Raw genomic sequence first — 19,442 nt, forward strand, 5'->3', positions numbered from 1 at the left:
TAAAATATCACAATTATAAAAAATAATATTTGATGAAATATTTAATTGATTGTTATTAATTTTTCCAAAACCTTTTAATATTTTATATAAATTAAATTGTTTAAAACTAACATTACCAAAAAATATTGTTTTATAATTACCTAGATTTTGAGTGTAATTAGGAATTTTATTTATATCAATTTCACAATTATTTATAGATAACTGCTCGTGTTCTTTTGAATCACTTATTGAGCTTATATCTATATTAAAAATTTTACTTATTTCTACTTCCATATCAAGCCTTTAGTTTTTGATGATTATACCAAAAGCTAAAAATAGCTTAGTTTTCATAATAACTTATAATTTGTTTTGCTTGGGAGTGGAGTTTTTGTTTTACATAGCTTTCCATATATTTCCAGTTAGGCTCACCTTTTTTATCAATAGGGAGTAAAATAGTTTGTCGCTCTATACGCTTTTGGCTAAATTTATACCCATAACCATATTTTCCAAATTTAGCTTTATCAATAGCTGTTTTTAAAAATAATGCCAAATATGAATTTAATTTTTTATTTTTTAGTTCTAATTTTTCTACATGATCTGTAGCTATAAAATTATAATTTTGGTAAGAAACAAAACCTATTGTTGCACTATCAACTGTTAAAACACCACCTTGCTCTGTAGCAACATTTGAATAAAACCCCTCTACAGCATTATTAGTCGCTTGACAAGTTACTCTAGGAATTTTTCCATTAGCGATTAAAATAGTTGGGTGCGTTGTTATTGTTCCAGATACTTTAAAAATTCCACTTTCTCCACCTATTACAAATTCTTTCCATTTTATATCGCTATTTTGTAAATCCCCCCCCCCGTAAGCAATATCGCTTAGCTGTGATTTGTAGTGGCTAATGATTTGTGATTTTTGCCTATTCATCATCTGTTTTATGTAGTTTTCCATAAATACCCAGTTAGGCTCACCTTTTTCATCAATAGGTAGCAAAATCATTTGTTCTTGCAATCTTTTACTGAAAGCTTTTCTACCAAATGCATATTTATTTTTATTTGATTTAATAGCTTGAGCGATAAAAAGTCCGCTATATTTATTTAGTTTTTCATGACTTAATAATACCATTTCATCACTTGCTGTAAATTCGCTTTCCATGTAATACGCATCACAAAAAGTAGTAACTACTAATTTATTTTTATTAATAAATAATGGATTTGATATAAAATCTGTTACTCCATTATTAAGCGATGAAGCTGATACATACGGCAAATTACCTTTCAATCTATCTTTTTCAATATGTCTTTTACCTCTTAAAGTTGAAAAAATATCAGACAATCTAAAGCTTTTCCACTCCACACTATTAAGGCTTAGCTTATTCATTTACCACCCTTTCATCTAAGCCAAATAAATAACCCCTACCATGAGTTATCATATTTACTTCAAATGTCAAATAATCAGCTATCGTTTGCTCAAAATCTTCATCACTAGGAATTTCATCGTTAAAATAATAAAAAGAATGTAGCCATTCATCATCGTGTTTTATAGTAGTTTTTACACAAATTTTAGTCGTGCTTGGCTCTTTGTCAAACCACACATCAAGTAGGTGTTGTTTTTTATCTTTGTTTGAGCCATCATCAATAAGTCCTATATGCTTACTTACTACAAAGCCATCGTTTTCGTAATTTATGAACTTACAGATTTTATCTTTTGGGTGTGGATTATGAGCTGTAAATATCGCTATGCAAGGATTTGTGCCTACTCCATAAAAGGTATTTTTGTTTAACGTGATTACGCCTTCTAGAGTGTGTTTTTTTAGGATTTGCTCTTTTAAAGACTTCTCAAAACTCGTTTTACCTGTAAAAGTGCTTTGTGGTACTATGGCAGCTACCTTGCCATTTTCTAGCACTGAGTTTAGTAAATGATATATAAAGTTTATCTCATATAAACTAGGATTGTTTTTATCTCCCATAGAATAAGGTGGATTTATCATACCTATATTACACCTTTTTTCAAGTTGTAATTGCGATGGGTTTTGTGCTAAAAAATCGCAGTTTTCAAGGTTACTTTTGCCATCTCCCCTTAAAATCATATTTGTTGTAGCTATGCTAAACATATAACTTTGTTCTTCTATGCCAAAAAGTTGATTTTTTCTTATATTATTTTTCTCTATTTCGTTTGTTGCTTTGCTTAGCATTTTATGCATAGCAGCTATTAAAAATCCAGCAGTTCCACAACAAGGGTCAAGCACTCTATCGCTTGGCTTTAACTCTAGTAAATCGCAAAAAAGTTCGGTTATATGTTTAGGGGTTAAAACTATACCTAAGTTTTGTCCGTCCCCACCACTATAACTCATAAACTCACCATAAAATCTTCCCAAATAATCTTCAGCAGAGCTAATATATCTTAGGCTTTTAAAGATATTTTCATATAAAAATTCTGTGTAGTGTTTGAGTGGGGTTTTGCCTAAGCTTTCGTTTATTTCATTAATTTTTGCGTGGTCTTTAATGATTAAAAATTGTCTTAGTAATTTTTCTCGTTTTACATCTGGACTTACTTGAGACCTATTGATATTTGCACTTATTGCATCGTAGATTTTTTCTCCATCTGTTTTTATAATATCGCCGTTTAAATCATCAATGCTAAAATTTTTATGCTCAATTTCTCTTAATGCTAAAAGTATTCCTGATACAACTAATGGCTTATTTTTCTCTTCTAGGTTGCCGTAGTTTCTTAGGTCTTCATGTAATTTTGCAGCATCTTTTAAAATCTCTGCTGTTGATTTTTCTGTATCAGTAAGCTCTTTTAAAATATATTTTATGTAATAATCTTCAATGTTGCTTTCGCTAAAATTAGTAAAAGTTTCTAAATCATCTAGGATTTTATACTCATATCTTTCATTTATAAAAAGTGGAGTAATTTTGTGGATTTGCTCTGTGCCACTTATGCCTAAGGCTATGATTTTTTTATAATTTGTGTTTTGTGCTAGGTGTTTTGCGTAAAATAAAGCCCCATTTACTGCGTAGTTAGTAGTGCTTTTCTCATCTTCGCCTATAAGCTCATTTTCATCTAGTTTGATATGATTTTTAATATCTGCTTTATCTTCAATGACTATTAAAAAATCTTTTATAACGCCTACATATTCAGGATAGCCTGATTTTTGAGTTTTTCTTTTTGAAGCTGTTTTTAAAGCATTTTGTATCTCTAAAATATCGCTACCTTGTGCTGAAAAATATTTTTCTATCTTTACATTTTGAAGTAATTCCCAAACCCATAAATCAGTATTTTTCTCTTTTTTAGCCATAATAATCCTTAAATATATTTAAGAACTATTAGCAAAAAATATTCCTAATTTTTATATTTATTTCTAATTTTAAAATAAACTATTTCAAATTTTAGTTATTTTTTACAAAATTATATTTTTCTTCTACCTTTTCTTTTCTCATTTTTAGCATTTCAATTATGTTTTATAAAAAATTAAAATATATTTGTGCTATTAATCAAAAAACTTTTAAACATAATTCCAAAATATAAACCCTTAAACCCTTTTAATTTTAAAGAATTTAAATTCTTTTTAATTTAAATTCTTCGTTTTCGTAAAACACTACATAAGAGCTAATTTTGTGATTAGAAAATCTAGTTTTTATAAAGTTTTCATAGGTTTTTAGCTGTTTTTCATAAGATTTATTAAAAAACGAGCTTTTATAATCAATTATCTTAACCCAATCATCGCTAATAGCTAATAAATCTATTCTATTTACTTTATTTTCATATAAAAAGTTATATTCTTTAATCAAATTATGATTTTTGATTAGTTCTTTAAACTCCACACATTTAAGCAAATCTTCGCAAAGTTTTTTTAATTTATCAAAATCCACTTGATTAAACTTATTATATGCAAGTCTTAAACATTCATTCAAGCTTTCATCATTAAAATCACTCAATTCACAAAAATAGTGAAATGCGTTTCCAAGCATAATCGCATCAGTGCTAAACTCTTTAGCCTTGACATTTTGAAGTGGCACGCAAGGATTAAACTCATAGCTAATACTTATAGCACTTGCTTCATTTTCTTTATATCTAAAATTAAGCAAATCATCATCTAAACTCTCATTAGTAATTTCATTATAATTAATCCCGCTAAGCCCAGCTCCATCATTCATAATAATACAAAGAGAGCTAATCGCTCTTGTATAAGCTACATAATAAGTATTTATCTCATCAGTTTTTTTCGTATTCTCATAAATTTCAAGCTTTTTTGCATAATCTTTATCATAAAAACATCTAAGATTTCTAATAGCACTAGCATCTTTTTTAAAGCCATACCATTTGTGACTAGAAAAATCATATTCAATTTTAAGCCCTGTATCGTGTGGAGGGGTTTTACTTAAATGAACGCAGATTAAATGCTCAAATTGTAAGCCCTTGCTCTTATGAATTGTCATGATATTTATGCCTTTTGCTTCATTGTTTGATGCAAGTTTATTGCTAAGATTATATATGGTATCTAAAAAATCTTTAGAACTAATATCATCTAAAAACTCTAAAACATACTCATCTTTGCATAAATCAAGATGAGTTATTATCTCATTATAAATCTCATAAGCACTTTTTGTAATATCAATTTTAAGCCTTGAATAATCCTTGCCTAGCACAGACTTTACAAAAAAGCCATAAATCTCATCTCCTAAAATAGAGTATTTTGCAAATTCTATTAAAACCCTAACACTCATTTTTGAAACTAATAAAGAGTTATTATTTACATTAGTTTTTAAGCCAAATTCATTTAAAAAATTAGCTATTTCATTTGCGTTTGCATTATCTCTTGTAAGTATGCAAATATCATCTAATTTTACTCCGTTTTGTAGCAAACTTGCAATCTTTTTATAAACATCGTTTAAGTAATTTTCGGTGATTATTTTGCTTACAACTCCGTTTTCTTTACTTGCAACTAATTGCTCGTAATAATCATCATAAAGATTTTTAAAATTATTATTTACAAACTCTACTATGGCTTTTTTACTACGATAATTAGTATCAAGATTTTGCAAGCTTATATTATAGGTTTTGTTTTTGTGAAATAAATCAAATACTTCTTGTTTAGCACCCCTAAATGAATAAATTGATTGCTTTTTATCCCCTACATAAAAAAAGCTTTTTTGCTTATCATCTATGCCAATTCCAGCCACTATTTCTTCAACTATTGGCTTAATAATTTCGTATTGAATAACCGAAGTATCTTGAAACTCATCTATTAAAAGATGGCTTAGATTTGAATTAAGTCTAAAATAAAAAAGGTCTTTTAAATCCTTATTTTGCAATATTTTATGAACATAAATAGCAACATCACTAAAGCTTAAAATATTTTGCTCTTTATGATAATTTTTCGCAACTTCGCTAAATTTATCTAAATAATTAAAGCATAATTTTAATTGATTGCTCTCTAAAAAACCATAATATTTAGCAACGATTGATAGTAATTCTTCATAAGCTGCTGCAAAAGTTGGTAAATCTAGGGCTTTTTGTATATTTGATTTGCTAGCGTCTAAAAATGAGCTAGAAAGTAAAGAATTTAAATCCGTAATTTTGCCAAGCCATTCATCAACTTTTTTATTTGCTCCAGTAAAATTATCTTTAAGCCTTAAAAACTCATCAAAAGGATTTATAAAAGTCGTATCATTTATGATTTTTTCGCCTGTATAATTTAAATACAAACTCTCAAGCCAGTTTAAAAAATCTCCTAAACTCATATTAAAATCTTTTAAATCTCTTACTAATTTTATGGCTTCATTTGTATCTAAAGACTTTAAAAACTCTTCTTTAATATCTAAATAATCAATGAGTTCCGCATCTACGCTTAAGCCTTCGTGTGTTGCAAAAAGCCTTAAAATCTTAGAAAAAAAGCTATCAAAAGTATAAATCCTAAGCTCATCTTCTTTAAAGTTTTTTAAGAATTTATTTCTTGTATTTATGATTTGCTCGGCACTTAAACCTAGTAAATCTTGCAAAAATTGAAGCTCGGCAGCTCTATTTTCAAGCTCTAAAAATACCTTTGTAATTCTCTCTTTCATCTCATTTACGGCTTTTTTTGTAAATGTAAGAGCTACTATATCATTAATACTCGCCCCGCTTAAAACTAAAGCAATATATCTAACACTTAGAGTAAAAGTCTTGCCACTTCCAGCACTTGCTGCTAATGCGATATGTTTCATACTCTATCCTTTTTATTGATTATTAAATGATAATAGCCATAAGCATTTTCACTTTTTTCTAAGACAAAGCCATCTTTAAGAGTTGCAATGTCACTTTCAATCTCTTGAGATAATTTATTAAAATTTTTACATTCAAACACCGCCCCACGAGTGCTTTTTAAATAAATTAAAGCTGTTTGTATCGTAGGCTTATCTAAAAGCATTGCGTAAAAGGCTAATTGTTTTTCGTGATTTTTAGTAGAATTTGGCTTGTTTGTAGTCTTATAATCAATTATTAGCTCATCACTTATCCTATCAGCTATCCCGTAAGCATCAATATTTGCAATTTTACTCGAAAGCTTTTCTTCACAATTTGCACTTGGCTGATTGTTGTTAATATAATATGCGATTTCATCTAAATTATCGTATATTAAAGCATAATCAATTGGGCTTAATTTGTCTTTTAGCTCTTTTTCAAATTCTTGTTTTAAATTCTTAAAATCAGCGTTTTGTAAAAACTCATGAACCATAGTCCCAACTGCTGCTTTTTCGTTTGAATTACTAGGTTCACTTAATTCTAAAATATATTTTAAATAATACTCATAAGGTGAGTTTAAATAGCACGATAATCTTGAAAAACTAAGCGGTTTTGCAAAAAAATTATGATTTTTTATAAGTTCTAAATCAGGCTCAAATATATTTTCATTTGCTTTTATTTTGCCATTGAGTGCCTTTAAAAACGACTCCATAAGCCCTTTTTCATCTACGATTTGTCTTTCGCAACTAAAATCTTTTAGCATTCTAGCGGGTGATTTTTCTTCGTTTTCAAGGTATAAAACAAAAACTTCTTTGGCATTAAAAAGCTCTTTATAATAATGCCTTTGTAAATTTTCTCTATCAGCATAGCTAATTAGCCCAGCCTTTGTGCGAACAGCATTGTTTAAAAACATTTCACTAACACTTCGCTTTGGCACTAAATCATCATTAAAATCAAGAACAATTACTAAATCATATTTCATTCCACGACTTTCAAGCATACCTAAAGCATCAACATTTCCGCCGTTTGTGTGAGAAATTTTAATATTATTAGCGTCAAGTAATTTTATGATTTGCTCGTTTGTTAGCTTAAACTCATTATTTAAAATCTTTATATCATTTAGGCGGTTTTTTAGGATTTCTTTAACTTCAGCGTTTTTGCTAAGGCTTAATAGTTGCTCTTTTAATTTATCAAAATTACTAAAATCAAGTTCGCTTGTATTTAATAATCTTTTTTGCACTAAAGCCAACTCATCATCACCTAAAATCGCATTTAGTTTTTGTGCTATTTCGTTTGAGTTTAGCCCACTTGCAATATTTAAATAATTATGAATATCAAGAGCTTTTAAACTAGTTGCAATGCTTTCATCAGGCATAATAAGAGCTATTTGTTTATCATTTTCGTAATATTTTGATATTAGACTAAGTGCGTAAATGTATTGATAAATTGAGCTTTTAAACGAAGCAATTTTTAAGGTATTGTTATAATTTAGATTAGTTTGCTCTAGGATTTGCCAAGAATTATTAAAACTTAGAGTATAAGTATGATTTGGCTCAAAATCTATTTTAAATGATTTTTTTAAAAGATTTATATTGTAATCGCTTACATTTGTGATGATTTTTACATCTATTTTATCCGAAATACTCTCAAAGAATTCTAATTCGTATTGCTTTAAAAAGCCGTTTAGATAAAAGCTAATTGATTTATATTGACTAAGCAAAAACCAATTAGCTTTTAAATCTTTAATAGTTATATCATCATATAAATTTTGATTATCTAATTCGTTTTTATAATGCTTTAAACACTCTTCTAAAATATCTAAATACTCATCAAAAAAACTATATAAATCATTATTTCTTAAATCATCTATACTTACTTTTTGGCTATTTAATTCGCTAAAAAATGAGAATAAATATTCTTTATTTTTTAAAAAACTTAAAAAATCATTTGAAAAATTAAGCTTTTTATAATCTTTAGTTTTATTACAAGCCCTACTCATAGCAATGATTTGCTCTACTTCAGTCGCTCTTCTTTTATCATTTATTGCGAAATCTTGCAAAAACTCATTAATACTAATTGTAGTTGGAAAAAATCCTTCATTTTTAATACTTGCTAAGTAGTTTTTAATTTGCCTTAAATTAGAAAATACAATCAAATCCTTTTTATACATTTATTTTCCTTTTAAAAGATTATTATGAGTAGTTATAGCGTAAAAAAGCTTTAATATTAAGCTTTTTTACATTGATTTTTGCAAAGTTCAAGTTTATAAAATTTTGAAAGTTCGTTGATTTTAAAATCAATCAATAAAGTCCAGCGTCCATTAGAAATATCTCCTAAATCAGCTTTAAATTCTTTTAAATTATCATCATAATTTACGATAATTTCTTTATCTTCATATTTTGTGTGTGGTCTTGTTAATTTTGCCTTTACGCTTATATTGCTTGCTTTTAAATTAGACTTTTCTTTAACTTGTAATATCACTTCATTATCTACAAATACCGCTGGGCGTTTAGTAACATCTAATCTTGTTTTATCACCTAAAACCCTAAAAGCAAAATTATCTAAAAATAATTTTTCGTTTTCTTTGATTTTTGCGTAATTATTCTCAACATCTTGATATTTTAAAAAATAACTTTCATCTTCATCTACTGGATAATCAAAAGATAAATAAACGGTGTAAATACAAGCAATCATCATAAAAATAATTGAACCAACAATCAAATAAGGCCAATGTCTTCCTTCTTTTATCATTTTTTCTTTACCTTTCTTCTAATTAAAACTACTATAAAAACAATAGTAAAAATATAAAAAATAGTTCTAATTGTATTTATAATATTATCATTTAAATCCCCGTAAGAATACTCAAGTTCTACACCTTTACTACTTGCAATTACATCACACAATTCAGCAAACCCATTTAAAATCGCTGCATTTACTAAATCTTTTCCTTTAGGTTGAGTAAGTATTGGCAATATTGCACCTTGTTTTGGGAAAAATCCATATTTTAAATAATAATATTCGGTAACACTTCTAAAATCTAATCCTAAATCACTTATAACATCTAACTTTTTATCTTTAAGGCTAATTACTATAATTGCATAATTTTTATCAGTTTTAATACTTTGTTTTAAATCTTTAAAAGGAATTTCATTTGATATTAAAACACTTGTTTTAATACCTGTTTTTTGCTCTAAATCATTACTTAAAATATTTATTTCATTTAATACTTCATTACTTAAAGGCTCTTGTGAAAATAAATTCACAAGAGCTAAAAGCATTATAATTATTAGCTTTTTCATCCTATACCTAAATGATTAGGAGTTAAAACTGACCAAGCTGTAACTATTGCTAACACAACCATTCCTAAAACTATAATTGTTTCTAATAACTTGCTCATTTTGCGTCCTTTCTAAAATCTTCTAAACTTCTATTTTCGTGCATTTTAGCATCTTCAATTTTTTCTAGTTTATAAGGATTTCTGATTTCTTTTTGTTGAACATTTATTCCCCAAATAGTAAGCCCAACTAGGATTGATAATAATAAAACGGTAGCTATTAACATACCTGTAATTCCGTGTAATCCAAACACATTTCTATTATGATTATCCATTTTTTACTCCTTTGATAATGTGCTTACATAACGAGCAACTGCATCTACTTGCTCATCGCTTAGCATTGATTTAAAGCTTGGCATTGCTCCTATTACTTTTACGCTTGCATCAGCACTTGCTATCTTACCGCTAGCTAAAACCATTTTAATAAAATCAGGTTTAGTATAAATATTTAATGCAGGTGCTACACCTTCAGTACCTTCTCCATTTTCTCCGTGACAAGCTGCACAAGTTGTTTCAAACACATCTTTACCAACTTCGCCTTGCATTCCATTTGCTACATAAGTTGCAACTGCTTTTGCGTCATCTCCTTCAACTAAACCAGCTGGCATTTCTCCGTATCCTAAACCTGTTGAGCCGTTTTCTAAAATATCTAAAATTCCAGCAACGCTACTCCATTTAGTTAAGTCTTGAGCCTTACCATTAATTCCAGTTGCTTCAGCACCATGACAAGGAGCACAATGTAATAAAAATACATTTCTACCCATATTTAATTTAGATTCATCATCAAATGCTACATATTTTTCTTTATATTTTGCATTATGACTTGCTACTTCTTCATTATATTCACCTATTGATGAATATTTGTTTAGTGGAAAACCTATTAAAAAATACCATAAAGCAAACACTATTAAAACGATAAACATAACAGCCCAACCTACTGGTAATGGGTTTTTATATTCGCTTATTCCATCCCATTCGTGCTCGCTTGTTTCAGCATCTTTTCTTTTAATTCTCATCTGTTTAAATACATTTAAACTTACTATCAACACGGTAGCAACAATAACAACTGCACCAATTATAGAAAGTAAATTTACATTATCAGAAAGATTTAACCATTTCATCACTTTCTCCTATTTTCTAATAAAGATGAATTAATATCATCATCTAATGCAAGATTTGCATATTTTTCATAATCTTTTTTACCTTCTCTTTGTGCTTTATATAAATGAATAATATAAGCATAAAGCACAAAGGTCAAAAACGCCACAAGGAAAAAATAAGCATGTCCTTGATATTGCACAAGTTCAACCAAACTCATAATTCTTCCTTACTTTAAGCTATTTAAATACGCAATCAATGCAACTATTTCTTTAATTTCGCATTTACTATCAAGTGCATTTGCACGGCAAGGTTCAAACGCTTGTTTTACTTCTTCATCGCTCATTGCATCAACAATAGGTGTAGCTTGTTCTACCATCATTTTACGAGCGTCTTCGTAAGTTCCTAATTTTGGATAACCTTCTTCATCATAAGGAACATTGAAAACTTTTTTAACAGTTAAAGCTTCAGCATAAGCTGTATCTAAATCTGAATTCTTTTTAAATAAATGTGGATATTCAGGCATAATTGAACTAGGCACTACAGAAACAGGTTTTTTCATATGATTTTCGTGCCAATCAGTAGTTCTATAATTACCAACTCTCATTAAATCAGGACCTGTTCTTTTTGAACCCCATAAAAATGGTCTATCATAAGCATATTCACCTGCTTTTGAATAAGCACCATATCTATCTGTTTCTGCTTTAAATGGACGAATTAATTGCGAATGGCAAGCATTACAACTTTCTTTAATATAAACATGACGACCTGCAAGTTCTAAAGCTGTATAAGGCTTTTTGCTCTCAATTGGTCTAGCGTTAGGACTAAATGCAGGTAGAATTTCTACAACACCAGCATAAGCAATAACAACAAATACAAATACCGCAAAAAAGAAAGGATTTTTTTCTAACCAACTAAACATTTTTTACCTCCTTACGCTTGCATTGGACTTGCTGATTTTGGTTCAACTTCAACGCTTCTGCTTGAAGTAACTGACTTATAAATATTATAAGCAAACATAAAAAATCCTATTAAATATAATAAACCACCAATAGCTCTTATTATAAAATAAGGATGTAGTGCTATAACAGTATCAATAAATGAATAAGTTAGAGTTCCATAATCATCATAAGCTCTCCACATCATACCTTGAGTAATTCCAGCAATCCACATTGAGCTAAAGAATAATACAATTCCTAAAGTTTGGATAGTAAATTGGTATTCCATAATTTTTTTACTATAAATCTCTTTTTTAAATACCCTTGGAGTCATATGATAAATTGCAGCCATAGTCATAAATCCTACCCAACCAAGTGTTCCATCATGCACGTGTCCTGGAATCCAGTCTGTAAAGTGTGCTAGAGCATTGATTGATTTAACTGATTGAATTGAGCCCTCAAGTGTGCTGAACATATAAAATGTTGAAGCAAAAATCATAAACTTAATTAATGGGCTTTCTTTTACTTGGTGCCATTCACCTTTCATTGTAAGTAAGATATTGATTGCACTACCCCAACTTGGTAATATTAATACAACAGAGAAAATTGAACCCATTGTTTGCATCCAATCAGGAACGGTTGAATAAATCAAATGGTGTCCGCCTGCCCATAAATATATAAACATTAAAGACCAGAATGAAAATAGTGATAATTTATAAGAAAATACTGGCTGACCACTTTCTTTTGGTAAGAAATAATATATTTCAGCAATAATTGCAACCGTGAAAACAAAAGCAACCGCATTATGTCCCCACCACCATTGAATTAAAGCATCATTACTTCCTGCATACATAGATACTGAATGAAGCCAAGAACCCATTCCTGTAACTAATTTTGTAGGAACTTCCATATTATTAAATAAATAAAGCATTGCCACGCCTAAAAATGTCGCAATGTAATACCAAATAGAAATATAAAGACTTTTTTCACGGCGAATTCCAATAAGTCCAAAAATTCCCATACCCCATAAAACCCAAATAACAACAACTGCTATATCAAAAGGCCATTCAAGTTCTGCGTATTCTTTTGAAGTTGTAACACCAGCAAAAAGACTTACAACAGCTAATAATATAGTAATCATAAAGATTATAAAATGAGCTTTACCTATGAACATTAAGAATTTTGATTCTCTTAATGAAACTTTTAAAACTCTTTGACCTACATAATACCAAGTAGCCCAAATACCTGAAAGCATAAAGCCATAAACAACTCCGTTTGTATGAAGTGGTCTTAGGCGGCCAAATGTAGAATATTCACCTGCAATATTATTTAGCTCAGGAAATGCTAATTGAAACGCGATTAAAGTTCCAATTCCCATACCGATTATGCCAAACAAAATACATGCGAACATAAACCACTTAGCTACGGTATAATCATAGCCAAGATTTTGCGATGGATTTGCCATAACTGCTCCTTAAATAGAAATTAAAATAATCTGCTAATTATAATCTTAAAAAAAATAAACTAAGCTTAATTTGTAATAATTTTGAAATCTTTTTTATAAAATTCTAAAAAAATTCTATTATTTCTCTCGTGTAATTTATATTCATTTAAGCAATCTAGCTCATCTTTTACGAATGAGCCTTTGTATAAAATAAATTTCGTATTATCATTAGTTATATCATTACATAAAGTAACAATTAGTTCTGTTTTTGCAAAAGCTCTTGAAGTTATCAAATCGCATTTTAAGTCTTTTTCACATTCAACTTTTATAGGTTTAATAAACACATTATCTAAATTAAACTTAGCTTTAATTAGCGATAAAAATGCTGATTTTTTATAACTTGGCTCATACAAATAAAAATTACAATCTCTTTTTAAAAAAGCTAAAAATATAGCAGGAAAACCAGCACCTGAGCCAATATCTGCTATATTAATTCCTGATTTAAATTCTACGAAATTAAGTATTTCAATACTATCAAGTGCTGCTGCTTTTATATCTTTTAATCTTGTAATATTATGAACTTTATTGTATTTTTTTAATTCATCTTCATATGAATTTATAAAAGCTAAAAATTCATTATTCATTTAGCATATGCCCCATTTTGCAAGATTTAACTTTTAAATATTGTTTATTGTATTCATTACTTTGCATTATTAATGGTATGCGTTTTACATCTTTACTAATAGCTTTTAATTTTAAAGGATTATTTGTAAGCAATCTTACGCTTTTAATTTTGTAATATTCAAGTATAAAATCAACTATTTTATAATCTCTTTCATCATCTTTAAAGCCTAGTTTTAAATTCGCTTCAAGTGTATCAAATCCATTATCTTGTAAATTATAAGCATTTACTTTATTAAATAGACCTATTCCACGACCTTCTTGACGAAGATAAATAACCATTCCGCCATTTGCTTCAATATATCTTAAAGATGCTTTTAATTGGTCTCTACAATCGCATTTAAGCGAACCTAAAGCATCACCTGTAAGGCATTCAGAATGTATGCGAACATTAATCTCATCACTAATTTCGCCTTTCATAATTACTAAATGCTCTTTTTCGTTTTCTTTAAAAGATTGGATAACAAAATTTCCAAATCTTGTAGGTAAATTTGCTTGTTTTGAAATTTCAACTAACATTGTTTAACTCTTTTTTGATTTAATTAGCCTTAATTATACAAAAAAAGGAGTTTAGTGTGCGTAAATTTAGACGACTTAGAAAAAGCCCTATAATTAGGGATTTAGTAAAGGAAAACCAACTTAGCTTAAACGATTTGATTTACCCTTTATTTGTAGTAGATAAAAAAAGTGCAAAAATTGAGATTAAATCAATGCCAGGAGTTTATCAATTAGGATTTGATGAATTACTAGCAGAATGTAATGAATGTTTAAAGCTTGGAATTAAAAGTATTTTATTATTTGGCGTATTAGATGAAAGCGCAAAAGATAGTTGCGGAAGTGATGCAATGAGCGATAATGGGCTTATAGCTCGTGCTATTAGAGCTATTAAAGAGCGTTTTGGTGATAGCTTATATTTAATTGCTGATTTATGCTTTTGTGAATACACAGACCACGGACATTGCGGAGTATTAGATGAAGATGGGTATTTAAATAATGAAATTACGCTTTTAAATTCTAGCAAACAAGCTTTAGTAATGGCTAGAGCTGGAGTTGATATGATTGCACCTAGCGGAATGATGGACGGAATAATAAAAACTTTAAGAACTGCTTTAGATGAAAATGGCTTTGATACATTACCAATTATGGCTTATTCAACCAAATTCGCAAGTGCATACTATGGACCTTTCCGTGATGTGGCTAATTCAGCCCCTAAAAAAGGCGATAGAAAAGCTTATCAAATGGATTATGCAAACGGAAAAGAAGCTTTGAATGAAAGCTTAGAAGATGAAAAACAAGGTGCTGATATATTGATGGTAAAACCTGCTTTAGCATATTTAGATGTAGTTAAAGAAATTAGCCAAAACTCACTACTTCCACTATGCGTTTATAATGTAAGCGGGGAGTATTCAATGCTTAAAAACGCTGGAATAGCTGGGCTTGTAGATTATCCAAAAATCTTAATGGAAACTATGATTAGTTTTAAAAGAGCGGGTGCAAAACTAATAATCACTTATCACGCTAAAGAATTAGCCGAAATGTTAAGGGGATAAAAATGGATTTTAGTGTATTAGCAAAATATCAAACAAGTGGCCCAAGATATACCTCATATCCAACAGCTATTGAGTTTGGCGAAGATTATAAATATGATGATTTTATAAAAGATTTAGAAAGTAACGAAAATAAGCCTTTATCGCTTTATTTTCACTTGCCGTTTTGTCGTTCGGCTTGTTATTTTTGTGGCTGTAATGTAATTTATACAGCTAATGAAGATAAAAAAGAAAGGTATTTAGATTATATTTTAAGAGAGCTTGATATTTTAAAAACTCATCTTAAGACAAAAAAAGCTATTCAAATGCACTTTGGCGGTGGAACGCCTACATTTTTTAGTGCAGCTCAACTTGAAATCTTGCTTAAAAAAATTAATGAAATATTTGAGTTTTTACCTGATAGCGAGCTTTCTTGTGAGATTGACCCTAGGTTTTTAAATGTTGAACAAATGAGCGTATTTGCAAAATACGGCATAAATAGAATTAGCTTTGGTGTGCAAGATTTTGACCCTAAAGTGCAAAAAGAAATTCATAGAATTCAACCTTACGAAATTACAGAAAATGCAGTAAAACTTGCAAGAGCAAATGGGGTAAAAAGTATAAATACTGATTTAATTTACGGACTTCCTTATCAGGATTTAAACTCATTTAGCAAAACGCTTGAGACAATTTTAAAAATAAATCCTGATAGACTTGCTGTGTTTAATTACGCTCATGTGCCTTGGATTAAAAAGAATATGAGAAAATTTGATGAAAGCACTATTCCTGAAGCTAAAACTAAGTTAGAAATTCTAAAACATACTGCGAAATTTTTAGGCGAAAATGGCTATAAAATGATAGGAATGGATCATTTTGCAAAACCTAATGATGAATTATTTAAAGCTTTAGAAAATGGCACACTTCATAGAAATTTTCAAGGATATACTACAAAAGGTGGAGCTATTTTGGTTGGCGTTGGGCTTACTAGTATTGGAGAAGGACTTAATTATTACGCACAAAATTATAAAGATTTAAACCTTTATGAAGCAGCTATTGATAATGGCAAATTACCATTTCATAGGGGAATTAAACTTAATAATGATGATTTAATTAGAAAAGCTGTAATAATGAGCTTAATGGCTAATTTTAGTCTTAATATTAAAGAAATTGAAAAAGAATTTAAAATAGTATTTTGGGATTATTTTAACGATGCAAAAGAGTATTTAAAAACTTATGCTGAATTTTTACAAATTAGTGATGATGAAATAAAAGTAAATGAAACAGGCACATTATTAATCCGTAATATTTGTATGGGATTTGATGCTTATATGAAAAATAAAGGTGAAAAGACCTTTTCAAAAACATTATAAAGGTAAGTAAATGTATGAATTAGCAAAAAAAGTTATATTTAAGTTTGACCCTGAAGATATGCACCATTTAGTAATCAAAGCTCTTAAGACTCAAAGATTTTTAAAAGTAGTTGATTATAAAAAAACTTATAAGAATTTAGAAAATGAATTAATCAATATGAAATTTTCTAATCCTATTGGACTTGCAGCAGGATTTGATAAAAATGCTGAAGTAGTAGCTCCTTTAGCAAATCTTGGCTTTGGTTTCATTGAAGTCGGAGCAATTACTCCTAAGGCTCAGCCAGGTAATCCTCGCCCAAGAATTGAAAGATTAGTAGATGAGCTTAGCATTCGCAATGCAATGGGGTTTAATAATGACGGCGTAGAAGTTGCAAAAGCAAATTTAATGCGTGAAAATTTCTCAAAACTACCTCCGATTTTTATAAATATAGGTAAAAATAAGGTTACACCTAATGAAGAAGCGATAAATGATTATGAGATTTTAGTTCGTGAGCTAAAGCCTTATGCAGACGCTTTTGTAATTAATATAAGTTCGCCTAATACTCCAAATCTAAGAGATTTACAAAATGCTAAATTTATTGAAGAAATTTTTACTAGGCTAAATGCTATTAATGATGTGCCAAAATTTATAAAATTTGCTCCTGATATGGATTTTGGCTTGGCTACTGAATTAAGTCTAACAGCTTTAAATGCTAATGCTTGTGGAGTGATTTTAAGCAATACTACGCAAGATTATTCGCTTAGCAAAAAGCCTGATTTAACCAAGGCAGGTGGTCTAAGTGGTAAAGTATTAGCCGAAAAGTCTTTAAATATGCTAAAAGCAATCGCACCAAGCGTGCATAAAAAAGGCATAATTATTAGTAGTGGTGGGGTATTTGACGCGGCTCAAGCTTATGAGCGTATAAAATGGGGTGCTAGTTTAGTTCAAGTGCTTTCATCTATGATTTTCGTTGGACCTAGAATTGCTAGAAATATAAATGATGAGCTTACAAAATTAATAGAAAACGACGGCTTAAGCTCAATTAATCAAGCCATCGGCGTAGAATTATAAGAATTTGAAATTCCTATTTCAAATTCTTGATTTTTCGCATTGCTAAAATATAGACTAAAATAAATGAAAATAAAAATAATCTATTCATATATTCATAAAAAATACCGCTTCTATCAAAGCAAATAATTTGAATATAAAAAGCTATAAAAGATATTAGAGTGATTATTTTTGTAATTGCTCTAATGTTTGATTTATAGTGATTTAATAAATAAAATATATCAATATAAATAATAGGCATTATTATTATGCTAAGTTCAGTTAATGCCATTATAAACACTATTCCAACGATAAAAATAGTTAAAACAATAGTAATGCCAAGATAAAAACTAAAAGGTATTATCAAATTAGTCTTACTAGCAATTGAGCTAAAATCTAAAGTTAAAAAATAAGCTAAAGAGCGTTTTGGAGTAATCTCATTAAAATGCCTTTCTTTTATCATTGATAAAATCAGTGCAAGTATGAAAAAAATAATAAAACCAATGGCTTTATAATTAATTGAAAGCATAAAATTATCTTCTAAATAAACCCTAAGCCAATGAAAGCATACTAAATAATAATCAATAAGATAAAACGCTATTATTACAATGATAGTTTTGATTATTTTATTTTTTGTGATTGAATTAAGCCTTTGTAAAGTGCTAAGAATTAGTATAAAATCAATAGCAAGATAAAAATTAGCATATAAACCCTGAAAAACAATTTGAGAATAACTCATAAAATCATTTTTAATAAAAGTAAAATCTACATTATTAGCTAAAACTAAACGCACAAATCTTGAAAACTCTATCAAACAATAAAACAAGCCAAATGCTAAAATCGGAAAAACAAAAATCATAAAGGCATACGAACGCCTACTCATAGTAGCTCTTAAATCAAAATTAGCTACATTAATCAAAGCTTCTTTTATGCAATTCATTTTGTATACCCCCCCCCATTAACAACTCGCAAATATCAACGCCTAAAACCTTGCTAATATTATAAATATGCTCTAGGTTAAAATGTTTGCCGTTTTTGTTGTTTTCACAATTTGAATAAAAGGCTATTGATTTTATGCCTATACTTAGGGCTAAATCTAGTTGGCTTATGTTTTTTTCGGTTCTAAATTTTTTAACATTACTTGATACTAATTTATAAAATTCTTCTATTTCTTCAGTGTTTTTCATACATTATCCTATAGGTAAAATCTAATAATTTAAACAATATAAAAATTTAAAATCTATATCCTATAGGATAAATTAATTTATTTATGATAAATTTGCTTTTAAATTTATTTAAGGAGAAAAAATGAAAAAATTATTTTTGTTTTCATTAGTTGCATTAGCTTTTAGCTCTTGTGCTGCTATTGATAATTTCACAACCTATACTGAAGGCACTAAGATTACCCAAGATGAGCTTGATAGCATTGTGGTTAATAAATCTAGCAAAAGTGATTTGGAAGAGAAATTCGGAGCACCTAGCAGAATTAGTTCTTCTAGTGAATGTGAAATGTGGCATTATGATTTCGTTAAGATTAGTTCTTTTAGCCCAAATATAAATGATTCTAATGTTTTTTGTATCAACAAAAAAGGTATAGTAATTAAAAAACTAAAAGCTAAAACAAAAAGCAATAATCCATTATTAAGATAAGAAATTATGAAAGATTTTTTTAATAAAATATTTGCAGAGCTTAATCCTAGTTATTATTTTAGGTATTTATTTTTGGCATTGTAATATCTGTTTTATTTTTATGTTAATAACTAACTTAGTCGGTAATATAGTTGCGTCTATTGGATTAATATATTTATGTTATTAC

The 19,442-nt window shown here is 28.7% G+C and carries 20 protein-coding genes; 4 read left to right on the forward strand and 16 right to left on the reverse strand.

The window, feature by feature from the left end; all coding sequences use genetic code 11:
* The 14 genes from KJQ99_RS04425 to ribA form a co-directional block, all read right to left on the reverse strand.
* On the reverse strand, positions 1–273 hold a 273-nt coding region (locus KJQ99_RS04425; protein WP_214150147.1), incomplete at its 3' end, for a hypothetical protein.
* A 46-nt stretch (positions 274–319) separates the two neighbouring features.
* The gene (locus KJQ99_RS04430; RefSeq protein WP_214150148.1) at positions 320–1,363 is read right to left on the reverse strand and encodes a restriction endonuclease subunit S; all 1,044 of its coding nucleotides are present in this window, start codon (positions 1,361–1,363) and stop codon (positions 320–322) included.
* Entirely contained in the window at positions 1,356–3,284 is a 1,929-nt protein-coding gene (locus KJQ99_RS04435; RefSeq protein WP_214150149.1) for an HsdM family class I SAM-dependent methyltransferase, read from the reverse strand. The genes KJQ99_RS04430 and KJQ99_RS04435 overlap by 8 nt, the downstream gene beginning before the upstream one ends.
* 259 nt (positions 3,285–3,543) lie before the next feature.
* Positions 3,544–6,192 (reverse strand): UvrD-helicase domain-containing protein, encoded by a 2,649-nt coding sequence (locus KJQ99_RS04440; protein WP_214117635.1) that lies wholly within the window; start codon positions 6,190–6,192, stop codon positions 3,544–3,546.
* Entirely contained in the window at positions 6,189–8,378 is a 2,190-nt protein-coding gene (locus KJQ99_RS04445; RefSeq protein WP_214117636.1) for a PD-(D/E)XK nuclease family protein, read from the reverse strand. Before KJQ99_RS04445 ends, KJQ99_RS04440 begins: the two co-directional genes overlap by 4 nt.
* A 56-nt stretch (positions 8,379–8,434) precedes the next feature.
* Positions 8,435–8,959, reverse strand: coding sequence for a FixH family protein (locus tag KJQ99_RS04450; protein WP_214117637.1), 525 nt, complete (start codon positions 8,957–8,959; stop codon positions 8,435–8,437).
* Positions 8,956–9,507, reverse strand: coding sequence for a hypothetical protein (locus KJQ99_RS04455; protein ID WP_214117638.1), 552 nt, complete (start codon positions 9,505–9,507; stop codon positions 8,956–8,958). Before KJQ99_RS04455 ends, KJQ99_RS04450 begins: the two co-directional genes overlap by 4 nt.
* Before the next feature lie 94 nt (positions 9,508–9,601).
* Complete coding sequence (locus KJQ99_RS04460) at positions 9,602–9,817, reverse strand: DUF4006 family protein (RefSeq protein ID WP_214117639.1); 216 nt, start codon at positions 9,815–9,817, stop codon at positions 9,602–9,604.
* Between the two features lie 3 nt (positions 9,818–9,820).
* On the reverse strand, positions 9,821–10,663 hold the full coding sequence (locus KJQ99_RS04465; RefSeq protein WP_214117640.1) for a c-type cytochrome: 843 nt from the start codon (positions 10,661–10,663) through the stop codon (positions 9,821–9,823).
* Complete coding sequence (locus KJQ99_RS04470; RefSeq protein ID WP_214117641.1) at positions 10,663–10,860, reverse strand: cytochrome c oxidase, cbb3-type, CcoQ subunit; 198 nt, start codon at positions 10,858–10,860, stop codon at positions 10,663–10,665. The genes KJQ99_RS04465 and KJQ99_RS04470 overlap by 1 nt, the downstream gene beginning before the upstream one ends.
* A 9-nt stretch (positions 10,861–10,869) precedes the next feature.
* Complete coding sequence (gene ccoO / locus KJQ99_RS04475) at positions 10,870–11,562, reverse strand: cytochrome-c oxidase, cbb3-type subunit II (RefSeq protein ID WP_214117642.1); 693 nt, start codon at positions 11,560–11,562, stop codon at positions 10,870–10,872.
* A gap of 11 nt (positions 11,563–11,573) precedes the next feature.
* The gene (gene ccoN, locus KJQ99_RS04480) at positions 11,574–13,043 is read right to left on the reverse strand and encodes a cytochrome-c oxidase, cbb3-type subunit I (RefSeq protein WP_214150150.1); all 1,470 of its coding nucleotides are present in this window, start codon (positions 13,041–13,043) and stop codon (positions 11,574–11,576) included.
* 65 nt (positions 13,044–13,108) lie between these two features.
* Positions 13,109–13,666: a 16S rRNA (guanine(527)-N(7))-methyltransferase RsmG gene (gene rsmG / locus KJQ99_RS04485; RefSeq protein WP_214117644.1), complete on the reverse strand. Its 558-nt coding sequence runs from the start codon at positions 13,664–13,666 to the stop codon at positions 13,109–13,111.
* A complete protein-coding gene (gene ribA, locus KJQ99_RS04490; RefSeq protein ID WP_214117645.1) occupies positions 13,659–14,222 on the reverse strand; it encodes a GTP cyclohydrolase II in 564 nt (187 codons plus the stop codon). The genes rsmG and ribA overlap by 8 nt, the downstream gene beginning before the upstream one ends.
* Positions 14,223–14,278: 56 nt before the next feature.
* On the opposite strand from ribA, the gene hemB reads away from it, so the two are divergent.
* From hemB to KJQ99_RS04505, 3 genes are read left to right on the forward strand one after another with little or no spacing between them, the layout of a single operon-like run.
* Entirely contained in the window at positions 14,279–15,253 is a 975-nt protein-coding gene (gene hemB, locus KJQ99_RS04495) for a porphobilinogen synthase (RefSeq protein ID WP_214120078.1), read from the forward strand.
* A 2-nt stretch (positions 15,254–15,255) separates the two neighbouring features.
* The gene (hemN, locus tag KJQ99_RS04500) at positions 15,256–16,599 is read left to right on the forward strand and encodes an oxygen-independent coproporphyrinogen III oxidase (protein WP_214120077.1); all 1,344 of its coding nucleotides are present in this window, start codon (positions 15,256–15,258) and stop codon (positions 16,597–16,599) included.
* 10 nt (positions 16,600–16,609) lie between these two features.
* The gene (locus tag KJQ99_RS04505) at positions 16,610–17,650 is read left to right on the forward strand and encodes a quinone-dependent dihydroorotate dehydrogenase (protein ID WP_214117648.1); all 1,041 of its coding nucleotides are present in this window, start codon (positions 16,610–16,612) and stop codon (positions 17,648–17,650) included.
* Between the two features lie 13 nt (positions 17,651–17,663).
* Here KJQ99_RS04505 and KJQ99_RS04510 read toward each other — a convergent pair whose 3' ends face one another.
* Complete coding sequence (locus KJQ99_RS04510; RefSeq protein ID WP_214150151.1) at positions 17,664–18,566, reverse strand: hypothetical protein; 903 nt, start codon at positions 18,564–18,566, stop codon at positions 17,664–17,666.
* Complete coding sequence (locus tag KJQ99_RS04515; RefSeq protein ID WP_214117650.1) at positions 18,538–18,813, reverse strand: helix-turn-helix domain-containing protein; 276 nt, start codon at positions 18,811–18,813, stop codon at positions 18,538–18,540. Before KJQ99_RS04515 ends, KJQ99_RS04510 begins: the two co-directional genes overlap by 29 nt.
* Before the next feature lie 121 nt (positions 18,814–18,934).
* Between KJQ99_RS04515 and KJQ99_RS04520 the strand changes: the two genes are divergently transcribed.
* On the forward strand, positions 18,935–19,276 hold the full coding sequence (locus tag KJQ99_RS04520; protein ID WP_214117651.1) for a hypothetical protein: 342 nt from the start codon (positions 18,935–18,937) through the stop codon (positions 19,274–19,276).
* Positions 19,277–19,442: the final 166 nt, after the last annotated feature.

This window comes from Campylobacter sp. 2018MI13, assembly GCF_018501135.1.
Taxonomy (GTDB): Bacteria; Campylobacterota; Campylobacteria; order Campylobacterales; family Campylobacteraceae; genus Campylobacter_E.